Source organism: Pseudobutyrivibrio sp. JW11, from assembly GCF_900115355.1.
GTDB classification, from domain to species: domain Bacteria; phylum Bacillota; class Clostridia; order Lachnospirales; family Lachnospiraceae; genus Pseudobutyrivibrio; species Pseudobutyrivibrio ruminis.
In genome coordinates this window covers 54,784-69,839 of sequence record NZ_FOWB01000003.1, presented here as the reverse complement: position 1 = coordinate 69,839, position 15,056 = coordinate 54,784, and the positions used below count along the sequence as shown (strand labels likewise).

Annotated in this window: 15 protein-coding genes; 1 reads left to right on the top strand and 14 read right to left on the bottom strand. The window is 41.1% G+C overall.

The window, feature by feature from the left end; all coding sequences use genetic code 11:
• Positions 1-61: 61 nt before the first annotated feature.
• From BM102_RS04170 to asnS, 4 genes are all read right to left on the bottom strand, one after another.
• Entirely contained in the window at positions 62-688 is a 627-nt protein-coding gene (locus BM102_RS04170; RefSeq protein WP_074788633.1) for a DUF1836 domain-containing protein, read from the bottom strand.
• A 117-nt stretch (positions 689-805) separates the two neighbouring features.
• A complete protein-coding gene (locus BM102_RS04165; protein ID WP_033153343.1) occupies positions 806-1,093 on the bottom strand; it encodes a YerC/YecD family TrpR-related protein in 288 nt (95 codons plus the stop codon).
• A 221-nt stretch (positions 1,094-1,314) separates the two neighbouring features.
• Positions 1,315-2,325: an aspartate--ammonia ligase gene (gene asnA / locus BM102_RS04160; RefSeq protein WP_090479188.1), complete on the bottom strand. Its 1,011-nt coding sequence runs from the start codon at positions 2,323-2,325 to the stop codon at positions 1,315-1,317.
• A gap of 24 nt (positions 2,326-2,349) precedes the next feature.
• A complete protein-coding gene (gene asnS, locus BM102_RS04155) occupies positions 2,350-3,750 on the bottom strand; it encodes an asparagine--tRNA ligase (protein ID WP_033153339.1) in 1,401 nt (466 codons plus the stop codon).
• A gap of 358 nt (positions 3,751-4,108) precedes the next feature.
• Here asnS and BM102_RS04150 point away from each other — a divergent pair, with 358 nt between their 5' ends.
• Entirely contained in the window at positions 4,109-5,332 is a 1,224-nt protein-coding gene (locus tag BM102_RS04150) for a DUF4317 domain-containing protein (protein ID WP_044937024.1), read from the top strand.
• Here BM102_RS04150 and BM102_RS04145 read toward each other — a convergent pair.
• From BM102_RS04145 to BM102_RS04100, 10 genes are all read right to left on the bottom strand, one after another.
• On the bottom strand, positions 5,329-6,846 hold the full coding sequence (locus tag BM102_RS04145) for an ASKHA domain-containing protein (protein WP_090479186.1): 1,518 nt from the start codon (positions 6,844-6,846) through the stop codon (positions 5,329-5,331). The genes BM102_RS04150 and BM102_RS04145 overlap by 4 nt on opposite strands.
• Positions 6,836-7,339 carry a metallophosphoesterase family protein gene (locus BM102_RS04140; protein ID WP_044937016.1) on the bottom strand — a complete coding sequence of 168 codons (504 nt, stop codon included), beginning with the start codon at positions 7,337-7,339 and terminating at the stop codon, positions 6,836-6,838. The genes BM102_RS04145 and BM102_RS04140 overlap by 11 nt, the downstream gene beginning before the upstream one ends.
• Positions 7,320-7,931, bottom strand: coding sequence for an RdgB/HAM1 family non-canonical purine NTP pyrophosphatase (rdgB, locus tag BM102_RS04135; RefSeq protein WP_033153331.1), 612 nt, complete (start codon positions 7,929-7,931; stop codon positions 7,320-7,322). Before rdgB ends, BM102_RS04140 begins: the two co-directional genes overlap by 20 nt.
• Positions 7,932-7,953: 22 nt before the next feature.
• Entirely contained in the window at positions 7,954-9,015 is a 1,062-nt protein-coding gene (locus BM102_RS04130) for an N-acetylmuramoyl-L-alanine amidase family protein (RefSeq protein WP_090479183.1), read from the bottom strand.
• A gap of 1 nt (position 9,016) precedes the next feature.
• Complete coding sequence (locus tag BM102_RS04125; RefSeq protein ID WP_090479181.1) at positions 9,017-10,756, bottom strand: lectin like domain-containing protein; 1,740 nt, start codon at positions 10,754-10,756, stop codon at positions 9,017-9,019.
• Between the two features lie 4 nt (positions 10,757-10,760).
• Positions 10,761-11,912, bottom strand: a complete 1,152-nt coding sequence (locus BM102_RS04120; RefSeq protein ID WP_242942899.1) for a THUMP domain-containing class I SAM-dependent RNA methyltransferase — start codon at positions 11,910-11,912, stop codon at positions 10,761-10,763.
• Between the two features lie 358 nt (positions 11,913-12,270).
• Positions 12,271-12,654 carry a response regulator gene (locus BM102_RS04115; RefSeq protein WP_090479178.1) on the bottom strand — a complete coding sequence of 128 codons (384 nt, stop codon included), beginning with the start codon at positions 12,652-12,654 and terminating at the stop codon, positions 12,271-12,273.
• A gap of 124 nt (positions 12,655-12,778) precedes the next feature.
• Positions 12,779-13,780, bottom strand: coding sequence for a hydrogenase expression/formation protein HypE (gene hypE / locus BM102_RS04110; RefSeq protein WP_044937003.1), 1,002 nt, complete (start codon positions 13,778-13,780; stop codon positions 12,779-12,781).
• Between the two features lie 14 nt (positions 13,781-13,794).
• Positions 13,795-14,838, bottom strand: coding sequence for a hydrogenase formation protein HypD (gene hypD, locus BM102_RS04105; protein ID WP_090479175.1), 1,044 nt, complete (start codon positions 14,836-14,838; stop codon positions 13,795-13,797).
• The gene (locus tag BM102_RS04100; RefSeq protein WP_090479172.1) at positions 14,838-15,047 is read right to left on the bottom strand and encodes a HypC/HybG/HupF family hydrogenase formation chaperone; all 210 of its coding nucleotides are present in this window, start codon (positions 15,045-15,047) and stop codon (positions 14,838-14,840) included. The genes hypD and BM102_RS04100 overlap by 1 nt, the downstream gene beginning before the upstream one ends.
• Positions 15,048-15,056 lie beyond the last annotated feature (9 nt).

Here is a 15,056-nt window from a genome sequence, read left to right as displayed (position 1 = left end):
GAAAATTTGTTCTGATTTATTCTATCACATCAGAACTATTCTAGCTATAAAATCCCAAAGATTACATTGGATTTTCTTGAGAACTTTCTTCCTTTGTCTGTGGCTTGTCCTCTCTTTGAGCCAAGTACTGCTCTATCATCATCTTCTTGACAAACACATCGAAAGCAAGCTCACAAATGAAAGTGAACTCCTGTAATTCTGCACGAGATTCTTCGTCCTGATCAGCAAAGGCCTGTTTACTGATGTTGTATTTGCGGATAATATCCTTTGTAACATCGGAAGCAACCTTGCTTTCGTAGCCTACCATAGCTGAATAAATATCGTAGAAACCAAGCCCTTCCTTTGAGCCAAAATAGCGAGTGTTGATAGGGTCCAGGATGTTCTTAATCTCCTTCATAGATAGAAAGTTTTTAAGATAATAAATGAAAATCAGATTCAGCATGTGATCCCTTGAATACTTCTTTTTCTCCGGGGAAGGCAAAATCTGATTCTTGGTATAGTTGTTAATCATGGTTTTAGTCATAGCCTTGTCTTCTGTTGCCTCGCGAACAGTACCAAGCTCCTGATCCAGGAAAGTAAGCACCTGATCCATGTATAAATCTATATTAGGTATATCCTCTGGATGAACATAATCGATTTCTGCCAGCTGATGTAATATTTCGTTAAGTCTTTTTCTAGAATTGTCCATTTCCAATACTCCTATATTTTTCATCACATAGTTTCAAAAACTACATAATATAATACCATAGTTGCAACACAAAAAAAATGAGCTAGGAATAAATCCTAGCTCATCTAATAAATAACTCTACTGACCAATTCTTTTAAGTACTAAATCATATCCGTCATTACCATAATTAAGCGCACGATTAACACGGCTGATAGTTGCAGAACTAGCACCCGTTTCGTCAGCGATATCCTGATATGTTCTTTCCTCTCTGAGCATCTTAGCAACCTCGAAGCGCTGCTTCATTGCTACCATCTCATTTACAGTACATAAATCTTCAAAAAATTCGTATGCTTCTTCAACTGTCTCTAGGCTAAGTATAGCACGAAGAAGCTCATCCATTTCTGCTGTTTCAAGTTTTTTATTCATTTTTATAACTACTCCTGTAAAATCCCCGCCTATAAAACTAAAATTATTACACTATTACTGTAGCACACTAAAGTCTTAAAGTAAAGGGTTACATAAAAAATATTATTTTCGCAAAAAATCGGCCCCCATTACCTGAGAGCCGAAGTATATTCTACGATATTTTTTTGTAAATGTAAAGGATTTTGTTTGCCACGGAAAGACACTCTTGAGAAAATTTCCGTCTACAGAATAACAACACCCTTGTCACTAGCATATTTTACGTCCTCTTCAGGCCAGAATGAACACTGTACCTCGCCGATGTGACACTTGCGTAAGAAGAACATACAGATACGGCTCTGGCCGATACCACCACCGATTGTATATGGAAGCTTCTTCTCTAAAATTGCCTTCTGGAATGGAAGACTTGCTCTGTCTGTGCAACCAGACTTTTCAAGCTGACTCTTAAGACTATCTTCATCTACTCTGATTCCCATTGATGAAAGCTCAAGTGAAATGTCATCAACTGGATAGTAAACGATAATATCTCCGTTAAGCTGCCAATCATCGTAATCAGGAGCACGACCGTCGTGCTTCTCCCCCGACTTAAGTAAATCACCAATCTTCATAAGGAAGATTGCACCGTATTCCTTGGCTGCTTCGTACTCACGCTGGCTAGGAGTAAGATTTGGCCATCTATCCTCTAGCTCCTGAGTAGTGATAAAATGAATCTCCTCAGGCAAGATGCACTGAACATAATCATAAGAATTAGCAATGTATTTCTCAGTCACACGAAGAGCTGCATATACGCTCTTAACATATTTCTTAAGAGTCTCTTCAGTACGAGCAGATTTCTCTATGATGCACTCCCAATCCCACTGGTCTACATAAATAGAGTGAATGTTGTCAGTATCTTCATCCCTGCGGATAGCATTCATATCAGTGTAAAGGCCTTCACCGACATTAAAGCCGTATCTACCAAGTGCCATTCTCTTCCATTTAGCAAGTGAATGAACAACTTCAACTTCTTTGTCTCCCTGCTCCTTTACGCCGAAAGCAACCGGGCGCTCAACGCCATTAAGATTATCGTTAAGTCCTGACTCAGGCTCAACAAAAAGTGGAGCTGTTACACGATGTAAATTAAGCTCTGCTGTAAGCTGTGCCTGGAAAAAATCCTTCACCTTCTTAATAGCTATCTGTGTCTCTTTTAAATCAAGTGCCGAAGCATACCCATCTGGGATGTAAATCTTGCTCATATTCTCCTCCTAGTCTAGTGAAAATTAAAGGTCACAATTACCTACGGTACGTGGGAATGGGATAACGTCGCGGATGTTACCCATGCCTGTGAGATACATTACGCAGCGCTCGAAGCCGAGTCCGAAGCCGGCGTGGCGAGAGCTACCGTATTTACGAAGGTCAAGGTAGAACTGGTAATCTTCTTCCTTGAGGCCACATTCCTGCATTCTCTTAAGAAGTACATCGTAGTCGTCCTCACGCTGAGAACCACCGATGATTTCTCCGATACCTGGAACGAGGCAATCCATAGCTGCAACTGTCTTGCCGTCTTCGTTGAGCTTCATATAGAAAGCCTTGATTTCCTTTGGATAATCTGTAACGAATACTGGCTTGCCAAAAATCTTTTCTGTGAGGTATCTCTCGTGCTCTGTCTGTAAGTCACAGCCCCAAGATACCTTGTAATCGAATTCATCGTTGTGCTTCTCAAGCTCTGCAACTGCATCTGTGTATGTGATGCGGCCGAAATCAGAATTGGCAACGTGATGAAGTCTATCAAGAAGTCCCTTGTCGATGAAGTTGTTGAAGAACTCCATCTCCTCTGGAGCATGCTCAAGAACGTAGTTGATAACGTACTTTAACATATCCTCTGCAAGGATCATGTCATCCTCAAGATCTGCAAATGAAATCTCTGGCTCAATCATCCAAAACTCTGCTGCATGACGAGTTGTGTTTGAGTTCTCTGCACGGAATGTAGGTCCAAATGTGTAGATGTTCTTGAATGCCTGAGCATATGTCTCACCATTTAACTGACCTGAAACTGTAAGGTTTGTAGCGTGGCCAAAGAAATCCTGTGAGAAATCTACCTTGCCATCCTCTGTCTTAGGGATGTTGTTAAGGTCCATTGTTGTAACCTGGAACATCTCACCAGCGCCCTCGCAGTCAGAACCTGTGATAAGTGGTGTGTGTACATATACGAAATCACGCTCCTGGAAGAACTTGTGAATAGCATATGCGCAAAGAGAACGAACTCTGAATACAGCCTGGAATGTGTTTGTACGTGGACGAAGATGTGTCTGTGTACGAAGGTATTCCATTGTGTGTCTCTTTGGCTGAATTGGATAATCTGGTGTAGACTTTCCTTCGATATCAACCTTTGTTGCCTGAATCTCAAATGGCTGCTTTGCCTCTGGTGTAACAACTACAGTACCTGTAACGTATACTGCTGCACCAACATTTAAATGACAAACCTCATCGAAGTTGTCGATTTTGTCCTGATTAAATACAACCTGTACTGGGTTGAAGAATGTACCATCAGCAAGTACTAAGAAACCGAATGTCTTTGAGTCACGCATGTTGCGTACCCATCCAGCTACTGTAACTTCCTTGCCATCGTAGTCTTTAAAATTTCTTGAAAGTGTTCTTACGTCTGTTGTTTTAACGCTCATATTCTTTCTCCTTAAAACTTAATACTTTTTGGCATTAAATAAGCCCCATCAAACTTGCGCTTGATGAGGCTGTCTAATTCTTACTTATTGAAACAATCTTCAAATCTCATCAACACAATAAAATTAAATCCCCTGATTATTATTCACGGAATTATTATTGTTATTATTATTGTTGTTGATTACAAATGAACGTGACATAATTGTTCCCCTTTATTGTGTTAAAGTATAGTTATTTGACAATTCAATGTCAACCCCTATATGGCAAAAGGTACTTCAAATCAAAAACGTCAAGTCTTGCTATCTAATTTTTTGAAACATATAATAGAGTCGTTACATTAAAGACAGGAGTTAGAGTTAAATGAATAAAAAAGAAGTAAATGAAATAAAGCGCCGTTTTAAGAAGGATGCATGTAACTTCGATAAAATGGTTGGTTGCTATGTAGATGCAAACAAAGAAATGGTTCTTACCTTCAAGGAGACATTCCTTAATCTTGAGGATGAGGAGTTTCATAAGTACCTTGAAATTGCCAACAAAGCAATGTCTGGTACAATCGGAAACAATCTTTTAGAGCTTCCATTTGATCCAGAATCAGAAATCGAAGGAAGCGGTCACGATTTACTTATGAGACTTCGTGAATCACGTCTTCAGGATGAGAAGCTTCTCATTGAATACTACAATCGCATCATTGAATCATACGATTTTGTTGGAAACTTCTTAATCCTTTTATATCACGACACGTACGATATTCCTGTAAAGACATCAGACGATTTAAAGCTTGATGAATCAGAGGAAGTTTATGACTATATCATCTGCGCTATCTGTCCTGTTCAGCTTTCTAAGCCAGGCCTTGGATATCGTGAGCAGGAAAACCGCATCGGTGCAAGAGACCGAGACTGGGTTGTTGGTCCTGTTGATACAGCATTTACATTCCCATGCTTTACAGAGCGTACTACTGACTTACATGCATGCTTAGCATACACAAAGAACACAAAGGAGCCTCACGTAGAGTTCTGGGAAAACTGCATCGGCTGTGGCACCAAAAAAACTTCTACTCAGAAGAAGAACGCATTCGACAATATGCTTAACCAGGTTCTTGGTGAGGAAACAGAAGATACAATCGAGACAAAGCTTGATATTCAGCAGAATCTTTCTGATTTCATCACTGTTGAAACAGAGCGTCTCGGCCCTGAAGAGCCAATCATTCTTGAGGCACAGGACGTTGCAAACATCCTCACAGATTCTGGTCTTTCAGATATGAAGGTTGAAAAGGTTCAGGCTAATTTCGAGAACTATTTTGAGGAGGCTCTTCCACTTGCAGAAGAAATCCTTGATGAAAAAGCTCTTAAGAATAACGAGCTTCGTGTAGAAAAAAATGTTCTTAAGGAAAGAGTTGTAGATCTTACAAAGCAGCTTAAAGAAGTTAGCGGCGTAACAGCAGATGGTAAAGAAGCTGATATCGTTGTTAAGGTTTCAGAAACAAAGGCTGCTGATGTTACAACAGCCTATGTAGATGGCAAAAAATGTCTTTGCGTACCTATTGATCCTGAAGACCTTTTAATGCTCAATGGCGAACAGCTTTAATTAAGCATTAGATTTTCTAAAAAAAGTTTTTCGAATCCAGGGTTGTCATTTAATATGACTACCTTGGATTTTTCTTTTATCTCGTTAAGAATATCTTCATCCCCGTTAAGGATATATTCTATTCCACCAAGCAATGCAGTATTTCCCACAGATTCATATTTGGATGCCAATTCCCTTGGAATCAATCCAATATCTGCAGCCGACCATACACTTGCAGATGCACCAAGGCCTCCTGCCACATATAAATGGTCGATATCCTCCATGGTCAAACCAGCCTCCTGCACTAAAAGTTGAATAGCTGAATGAACTGCTGATTTGGCAAGCAGCACCTGCTGAATATCCTCTCCAGTAATTGACACACCATCAGCCACCGGATATCCGCTTTCGCAGTACTCATCCAACAGTAAACCACCATCGTCTATTATCTTATTTCGATGAAGCTCGTGAACAAGGTCGATAATACCGCTTCCGCAAATTCCTATAGGCTGCTCTCCGCCTATGGTCGTGTATGTGCATTTACCTTTATTGATACTCAAATGATTAATTGCTCCTCGAACAGAAGCCACTCCACAGCTAAGGGATGCACCTTCTAAAGCAGGACCGGCGGACGCGGATGAGCACCAATAGTTTTCTCCATCAAACAATACAAGCTCAGCATTTGTTCCCAAATCTACAAGTAGGAATTTATCCTGTGCTTTATTATTCTTCTTTGCTTGCATTGCCAAATAAAACAATCCTGAAACAATATCTCCACCAACGAAGGCACTTATCGACGGCATAAAGAAAATATTGCGACCTTTTTCCACAAAACTAACACTATCAAGTGTGTATGGAATAAATGGATACTGGGCCAGGCCATCAACAGTGTATCCCAGGAGCAAATGTGTCATAACGGTATTTCCACAGAAAACAACCTTGTGCATAAGGAAATCTTCGCCAAGGATTTTGTTTCCTAAATCGGTCAAATCCTTGCGAATACAATTCTTTAAATCTTCTCCATGACCTTCCATGGCCGCCTTTACTCTGCTCATAACATCAGCACCAAATTTAGCCTGAGAATTAGTACAGTTACGCTGACGCAGAATTTTACCTGTGGATAAGTCAATGATAGCTGTAGCAAGAGTAGTTGTGCCTACATCCACTGCAATACCAATATTGTTCTTATCAATAGCTTCATCTTCTGCAACTTCGTCTGCAAGAACTGATGTAATTTCACCTGCCAATGATGCTGGGACCTGAATTTTGCAGTCCTTTGTGATAACGCACTTACAGCCAACTCTCCAGCCGGCTCTCATATCTGAAAAATCTAGAGCCTTTTCATCTGCAGAGGTCATCTGTGGTGCGCCATAAAGAAATTGAATGTTGCAACTCAGACATTTGCCTATTCCACCGCATGGGCGATAAAAGCTCAGTCCAAGCTGCTCCATTGCGTCTACGAACTTGATTGGTTCGTCTGACATCAAGATATGCTCTTTTTGTGGAGTTTCTCCATCAATGATAATCTTAATTTCCATGTGTTCTATCGTATTCCTCTAATGAATGTAAGTTCATAGTAAACTCACCATCATTATCCACCATAATTGTCATATAAGTGTGTTCACGACTATTTTGTCTTGGGAATGCAATACTGCCAGGATTTGCTATAATCAAATCCTCGTAATGGTCGATTGTTGGTACATGGGTATGGCCATAAAGTACTACATCACAGCCCTTATTTCTGGCAGCCTCAGCTATTCTTTCGTAGCCATAATTTACACCGTAATAATGTCCATGAGTAAGCATAATCACATGCTTTCCTACCTCAAGTACAACTTCATTTGGGAGATTTGTCCCCCAATCACAATTTCCACAGACACATTCTGCAGGAGCTTCCGACATCATCCAAAGATTATCCTCCACCCCCTGCCCATCACCCAGGTGATAGATTCTGTCTGGATTTTCTATGTGAATGGCATCACGAAGATTTTCCGATCTGCCATGTGTATCACTAACAACTAATATTTTCATGCTTATAAATAACTTCCTTTATCATTCTAAGAGCCTGGCCTCTGTGGCTTATAGCATTTTTATCCTCTGGTGAAAGGCTTGCTGTACTAACATCCTTGTCCCACAGATAAAAAATAGGATCGTAGCCAAAGCCGTTTGTGCCCATTGGCTCCCAACCGATGTAGCCCTCGATTGTGCCACGAACAACTGCATCCTCTCCATCAGGGAAAACTGCTGAAACTGCGCACACGAATCTAGCGCTTCTATCCTGTTTTTCAACTCCGTCCAGGCGCTCTATAAGATTTGCATTCTTAATATCGTAAGATGTATCCTCGCCCATATATCTAGCAGAATAAATACCTGGCTCCTTGTTAAGCGCATCGATTTCCAGCCCGCTATCATCAGCAAGCACAATTGCATCCTTTGCTACTGCTGCAATTGCTCTAGATTTGATTAAGGAATTTTCCTCAAATGTGGCACCGTCCTCCACGATATCAATATCAATGCCAGCTTCCTTCATTGAAAGAATCTCGAAATCCTCCTCTCCAAGAATCTCGCGAATCTCTCGCATTTTGTTGGCATTGCCAGTTGCAAAAATCACTTTTCTTTTCACTACAATTATTCCCTTCTACTAATTAATATAAATATTCAATTACTGCATCGTACAAAGCCTTTGCAGCCTTTGCCTGATATTCAGAATCCTGCAGCAAATCCAACTCCTTTTGATTTGTCATAAAGCCTACCTCTACAAGTGCAACTGGTGGCTCTGACATTCTAATAATATATACCTCATCGCCCACTACCGTGCCCTTTGACTTTGAGCCCAGCTCATTTAAAAGGTGCACAAGGCAAAGTGTTGAAAATGATTTTGATTCCCCGGTGGTATCTCCACCCTCGTACATAACTTCTGTACCGTTGATAGAAGACATTCTACCAGATGCAGTTGAATTGTTATGTACAGACAGGAATAAATCTGCCTCTGAATCGTTGGCCAATCCAACTCTGTTTTCAAAGGAAGGATTGGAGTCGTCAGTACGTGTGTAATAAACGCCTATATTTTTATCAGTTCTATCAAATAATTTCTTTAGCTCCAGCACTATGTCCAGATTCAAATCCTTTTCATATACGCCCTGCTTTGTGGCACCTGGAACATTTCCACCATGACCGGCATCCACTACCACTACATAATCGTAAATCTCATGTGGATCTACAAAATCAAAGTAAATATATTCATCCTCGGAAGTCATCTGAACTTCCAAAACATCATCCATAGTTATTTCAATTACACCTACCAGATTTTCACTGTCGTAGGTTACATCAACGATGTTATTTGACGCACCTCGCATAGGATAATTGCTGAAATAATCTTTTCCAATACCATCTATCGTAATTGCGATAGTTTTATCTACGTGGATGTTATCAATGCTCACACTGGCACTGGTAACGTTTTGTGGCAAAGTTAATCTGATTTGGTGCCCCTTCAAAACAGAATCTCTTGTAGCCGCACTTTCCTCTTGCAAAGCTTCCTCGCTGGAGCGCAGCATATCCATAACAGATATTCTTCCCCCTGAAAGCTTCTCATCCTCCACTTGTAAAGCGATTATGTGCATGTTCGGCACATAAATCAGCAGGCAACTCATCAAAATGGTGATTGCCAAAATAACAGCCGTAAAGGCTCCCATCACTTTTTGTTCCATATTATTCGAACACTTCCACAACATTATTTGCGTAGGCCTTGATGCAAAGATTTGCCTGCACCACGTCCTCCACGTTCTCCCAATCTAAACCATTGTTACTGATAAATCCCTTGCCATCAGTAATATCCACTGCCTGAGTCATAGAATCAGTTACGTACTCAACTGCCAAAGGACGAACAGTATCAGGTGTATTCACATATAAAACTACTGCAAAGCTTTCCCCCTCTGCTACAGTCTTTGGGGAATTAAACTTGATAGTATAATATCCCTTCTGTGAAACTGTGCCTGATGCAACCAGCTCCTTCTCCGAAAGCGAGCTTGTGTTTTCGTAGTTGGTAACAAAATAAACCTGATAGCTAGTGTCAGTTCCAAGGGCATAAAAGCCTGCTGCCTCAATCTGCTGATCTGCGTCAGCCACGAATGTGTTGGCACCATAAGCCCACTGCTTGCTATAGCCAATCTGTCCAACCCAACCACACAAATCACTTTGGTAAATATAGTTGTATGTATTGTTGGTATCTATTTTGACATAAGATACCGCCTGGTTACCAATATTTGAATCATAGTAAGAAATATAGAAAACACCATCATCACCGAAGCCTGTGCCCCAGCTGTTTTGGCAAATAAACGCGCCGTTTGCAGGAACATCCTCACTGAAATTTGATGCTGGATAATCGTCGTCCCAGCCAATTATAACCACATCGTGATTTGGCTTTGCATTTCCTGTGTAGCAGTATGAATTGGTTCTGCGATTGTAGCTGCTAGAACCTGTCAGATTTGATGTAGATACACTGGCATAAATGGATGTAGAAACGCCACCGTACTGATATACTGCCCACTTTATCTCGTCCAGATTTTCTGCATCATAAAAATGAGCCTCCTGAAGGTGAATCTGGTTTTCCTGAGTCTCACCAGTCAAGCTGGAAATAATTGCAGGTGTAGTATCACTCTCCTCTGTCTGCTCCTCCACTGGTCCCTGCCATGAAAGCAAGTATGCAAGGGCCATAGTGTATTTGCCGCCTGCCGACTGATCAAGGTCAAAACTGTTTTCATTTATCATTGAATCTACTGAGAAAAGATGCTGATGAACTGGTAGCAATGAAGACTCCAATGCCTCCAATGAAGCACATGCCCAACATGTAGAAGTCGAGCCTTGATTTCTGATTGTGCTGACGCGATTAACATCTCTAAGATCGTAATCTCTAGGCAATGATGGAACTTTGTCATACTGAATGCTGACAGTGTATGTAGCCTTATCGTATTCATATGCGTAGCCAAATGCCTTGCACAAGTCCTCAATGCCAATATAGAGCTCCCCTAAATGCATGGAAGGAGCAATAGAAAGGTCTATTTCATCGCCATTTTCTGTGGCGGTTGTATTGTCTAAAATGTATTCGTATACATTATCTGTTATCTGAACTAAAGCAGCAGACTCATCCTCCATGAAGGCTGAGCCTTTCAGCACAGAACGAATAAACTCTAAGGATCCAACTGGATTCAAAGAGTCATCCAAAATGGCATAGCTCTGTGTGTTAGAGTATTCCTGTCCGTTGATGAAAATCTTAAGCTGATTTGAATCGTTAAGATTTTTGGACATAAGAGGATACAGCACATCCTCATTCAGTGCTGCTCCACGGAAAGTTTCTACTGCTGCGTATCTGTCATTCCAATTATTTAATTTCCAAAATAAAGTGATTGCCAATATCAAGGCAAACGCTAAAAATCTCTTGGAAAGTTTCATTTATTTAGTCCTTCTTCTTTGGCTTAGGTCCTAAAAACTGGTAGAAGTATGTCTTGATCATTCCGTTGTAGATTTTACGGTTCTTATCTGCCTTCTTGCCAATGGACTTTGGTGCATCCTCATAGCTGGTGATAACGTACATAGACCAGCTATCAAGTGCCTTAAATGCATCTCCAAGCTTGCCGTAGATTTCAGGCAAATCCTTTTTGTCTTCCAAACGCTCACCGTATGGTGGATTTGTAAGAATAAAGCCATACTTTTTAGGATGGCGAAGATTTGCAACATCTCTGGCCTGGAAATGAATCAAGTGATCAACTCCTGCTTGCTTTGCATTCAAGCGGGCTATCTTTACCATTTCAGGATCTATATCAAAACCTTGTAGGTCGCATTCGATATCTGTATTTACCTCTGCTCTGGCTTCATCAAAGCAATCCTTCCAAATCTGTGAATCAATAAGATTTGTCCAGTCCATAGAAGTGAAGTCTCTGTTGAGACCAGGTGCAATATTTGCAGCCATCATAGCCGCTTCTATCAAAAATGTACCTGAGCCGCAGAATGGATCCACAAGGATTCGGTCTGCACGCCATGGTGTAAGCTCAATTAAAGCTGCCGCCATAGTCTCCGAAAGTGGAGCCTTGCTAGTATATGTTCTGTAGCCTCTCTTGTGAAGAGGAACACCAGTAGAATCCAAAGTAACTACAACATCGTCCTTTAATAAGAAGATTCTTACTGGATATTCAGCGCCATCCTCATCAAACCAGTTGATATCGTAATATGATTTCATACGCTCAACCATGGCCTTTTTAGCAATGGACTGAATGTCTGTCAAAGAGAAAAGCTTACTTTTAACTGAAGTAGCTTTTGTAACCCAGAATTTGCCGTCCTTTGGAATATATTCTTCCCATGGAAGAGATTTAATTCCCTGGAAAAGCTCCTCAAATGTGGTGGCATGAAAACGGCCAACTTCAACTAGCACACGCTCAGCACAGCGCAAGTGAATATTTGCACGGCAAATAGCCTCCGCATCGCCTGTGAAGGTCACTCTTCCGTCGGTAACTTCTGTGATGTCGTATCCTAAATCGTATATTTCTCTTTTAAGTGGTGTCTCAAGTCCAAAATGACATGGGCAACTAATTGTAAAAATCTTCGTTTTCAAATAATTTATAACACTCTTTCTTAATTGATTTTTCAAGGAAAACCTAGATAAAAATATCTTAAGCTACAGCCCATAACAAGTCAATGCAATAAAAATTTTTTAAATATTCTATTGCATTGGTACACCTGTTATATTATAATCTGAAGCGTAACTAGGAGTTTCCTAGTTGCACCCTTATTAATTATTTATACTCCCCTCAAAAAGACCGAGTTCTCGGTCTTTTTACTTATCCATTATTTTATATAACAAAATCAAGTAATTTGTTGCGTGCAATTAGTTTCCATTGTGCACAATATAAGTTTGCTATTTTTGCAAAATAAAAGGACCGCTCTGCAGTCCTTTTAAGCCATATTCAGTTCTACTTGAAATGTGCTAATGCCTCTGCAAATCGAACTTCATCAAAAGGTTTAATAACAAAGTCCTTGGCTCCTGCTTCAATAGCTTCTATAACGTAACACTTTTGACCCATGGCACTTACCACAAGAATCTTGGCGTCTGGATCAAATTCGATAATCTGCTTAATAGCATCTATGCCATTTGAACTTCGACCAATGGTATGTCCATCAACAGTCATTGTGATATCCATCGTCACTATATCAGGCTTTAACTCCTTGTATTTTTCAACCGCTGCATCACTGCAATCGGCCTCAGCTACAACAGTACAGCCATTTCTTTCAACTTCGCCTTTGACAACTGCTCTCATAAACTTCGAGTCATCAACAACCAGTACAGTTTTTCCCAAATGGCATCCTCCTCATTCATTCAACAAACGTATTTGGATGTGTAGGTATATTATAGCACAAGATACCCCAACCTAATTATGAAATAAATGTTAAATATTAACGTCCTACTGGAGTTTGTAGGAGTTAACATATTCTAGGAAGTCCTTCACCTTGCAAAATATCAAGAAAACGTCTACCGCCTATTTCTGTTTTCATTATAAGCGCACCTACCTCATTTTCGTTTTCAGGTGTATTAACCGCTCCAATCATACATGCATTTTCGCCATATTTACATCCACGGATGATTTCCACAGCCTGAGCAGCGTACTCCTTTGGAACTATGGCAACCATCTTACCTTCATTTCCCATGTATAGTGGATCAAGCCCAAGCAATCCACAGAAAGATTTTACCTGTGCTGACACAGGAAGCTTTTCCTGGAGAATCTCAAATCTAAGGCCACTTGCTAAGGCAAGTTCCTTTAAGACTGTAGCAAGACCGCCTCTTGTGACATCTCTCAGCACATGAACCGGAATTTTGTTAGCAATAAGCTTTCCTACCATCTCCTGGAGTGGAGCGTTATCGCTTTCGATTGTGTTTTTGATGCCCATTCTCTGGCTGAGAACCGTAGCATGATGGTCCCCAACATTTCCTGAGACAATAATCACATCATCATCCTGGGCGTTTTTTGCCTTGATGTCCACACCCTTTGGAACAAATCCAACACCTGCAGTGTTGATATAAATTCCTCCATTGCCTTCGATAACCTTTGTGTCTCCAGCAACGATTTTCACGCCTGCTTCCTTTGCTGTAGCGGCCATGGATTTTACAAGGCGTCTAAGCTGCTCTATATCGCACCCTTCTTCCAGAATGAAACCGCATGTGATGTATTTAGGCACAGCCCCGCGCATGCAAAGGTCATTAACCGTGCCGCAAATGCAAAGGCGACCTATATCTCCACCAGGAAACTCTAGAGGCGTAACCACAAAACTGTCTGTCGTCATGGCGATAGTGGCATCACCAGGCACTACAGCAGCATCCTCCATCTCTGAAAGAACGTCACTATCAAATTGTGCTTCAAATATTTCTTTTATTAATTCTCCAGTTGCACGGCCACCTGAGCCATGCTCCATTATAATCTTATCCATAACTTATCCATCCTCTATCTTCGAACCAAGTAAGCATTAAAGCATGAGCCTTCTTCAGACACCATACACGCCCCCTCCGGCGACATAGGTGTACACACCTTTCCAAATAATGGACAATCCTTTGGTGTAGCCTTGCCCATCAGGATATCGCCGCATCGGCATGCCTTGTTTCGCTTGTTATCTTCATCAAGGCCATTGCTTCCTGCATCAAAGTTTGCATATTCATCTCTCAGCAAAAGGCCGGAGCCTGGGATGATTCCCATGCCTCGCCATACCACATCTGCAGGCCTAAAATACTTATTGAGTTGAGAAACGATTATATCGTTCTGGCCCTGTTCAACCACTGATGTGTAATAGTTTTTGACCTGCGGCTGATTGTTTATAACCATTTGAACCAAGCCATATATGCCTATAACTAGCTCCTTGGCACCAAAACCTGATACTGCAAAAGGTATGCTATACTTAGCGGCCAATTCATTAAAATAATCAGCTCCTGTAACGGCGCTAACATGGCCTGGAGCAATAAAACCGTCTATCTGTGCACCGTTGTCGCAAAGATATGAAATAGCTCCTGGCATTGTTTTTAAAGCAGTAAGAATCTTTATATTAGATAGCCCCTGAGCAATTGCATTATCTAAAAGCAATGTATAGACAGGAGCAGTTGTTTCAAAACCTACTGCTGCAAAAACGTATTGTCTGTCCGGATGGTCCTTTGCCAGTGCAAGAACATCCATTGGAGAATAAACCATCTCCACCGAGCCGCCCCGGCCCTTTGCTTCATTCAAGCTTTCTTTGGAGCCTGGCACACGAAGCAAATCGCCAAATGTGGCGACTGTAGTATTGGGCTCTAGACAAATATCTATTAGCTTGTCGATATAGGCTGTGGGTGTGACACACACAGGGCATCCTGGCCCTGACAAAAGCTGAATCTTGTCAGAAAGAATATCCCTGATGCCATGAGTTGCTATGGCATGAGTATGGCTTCCGCACACCTCCATCAGCCTGATTGGCTTGCCATCATAGTTTCTTAAAAAATCTACAATCTCAGAGAATTCCATTAGCCTTCTAGGCCTCCCATCAGCTCAATGATTTCCTCTGCTTCATCCTTTTTTAAAGTCTGGATAACGCACCCTGCATGAACCAGCGCGTAATCCCCCTCTTTAACATTTACAAGGCCTGCATATGCTTCAACTTCGTTTCCATTAAAATCAACAGTGACCTTGCCATCCTTTAATTTTTTTACTAAACCTGGTATTGCTACACACATTGTTCTACC

Coding starts and splice junctions, on each gene's coding strand:
- BM102_RS04170 (WP_074788633.1), bottom strand. CDS start 688: ATGGACAATTCTAGAAAAAGACTTAACGAAATATTACATCAGCTGGCA.
- BM102_RS04165 (WP_033153343.1), bottom strand. CDS start 1,093: ATGAATAAAAAACTTGAAACAGCAGAAATGGATGAGCTTCTTCGTGCT.
- asnA (WP_090479188.1), bottom strand. CDS start 2,325: ATGAGCAAGATTTACATCCCAGATGGGTATGCTTCGGCACTTGATTTA.
- asnS (WP_033153339.1), bottom strand. CDS start 3,750: ATGAGCGTTAAAACAACAGACGTAAGAACACTTTCAAGAAATTTTAAA.
- BM102_RS04150 (WP_044937024.1), top strand. CDS start 4,109: ATGAATAAAAAAGAAGTAAATGAAATAAAGCGCCGTTTTAAGAAGGAT.
- BM102_RS04145 (WP_090479186.1), bottom strand. CDS start 6,846: ATGGAAATTAAGATTATCATTGATGGAGAAACTCCACAAAAAGAGCAT.
- BM102_RS04140 (WP_044937016.1), bottom strand. CDS start 7,339: ATGAAAATATTAGTTGTTAGTGATACACATGGCAGATCGGAAAATCTT.
- BM102_RS04130 (WP_090479183.1), bottom strand. CDS start 9,015: ATGGAACAAAAAGTGATGGGAGCCTTTACGGCTGTTATTTTGGCAATC.
- BM102_RS04125 (WP_090479181.1), bottom strand. CDS start 10,756: ATGAAACTTTCCAAGAGATTTTTAGCGTTTGCCTTGATATTGGCAATC.
- hypE (WP_044937003.1), bottom strand. CDS start 13,780: ATGGATAAGATTATAATGGAGCATGGCTCAGGTGGCCGTGCAACTGGA.
- hypD (WP_090479175.1), bottom strand. CDS start 14,838: ATGGAATTCTCTGAGATTGTAGATTTTTTAAGAAACTATGATGGCAAG.
- BM102_RS04100 (WP_090479172.1), bottom strand. CDS start 15,047: ATGTGTGTAGCAATACCAGGTTTAGTAAAAAAATTAAAGGATGGCAAG.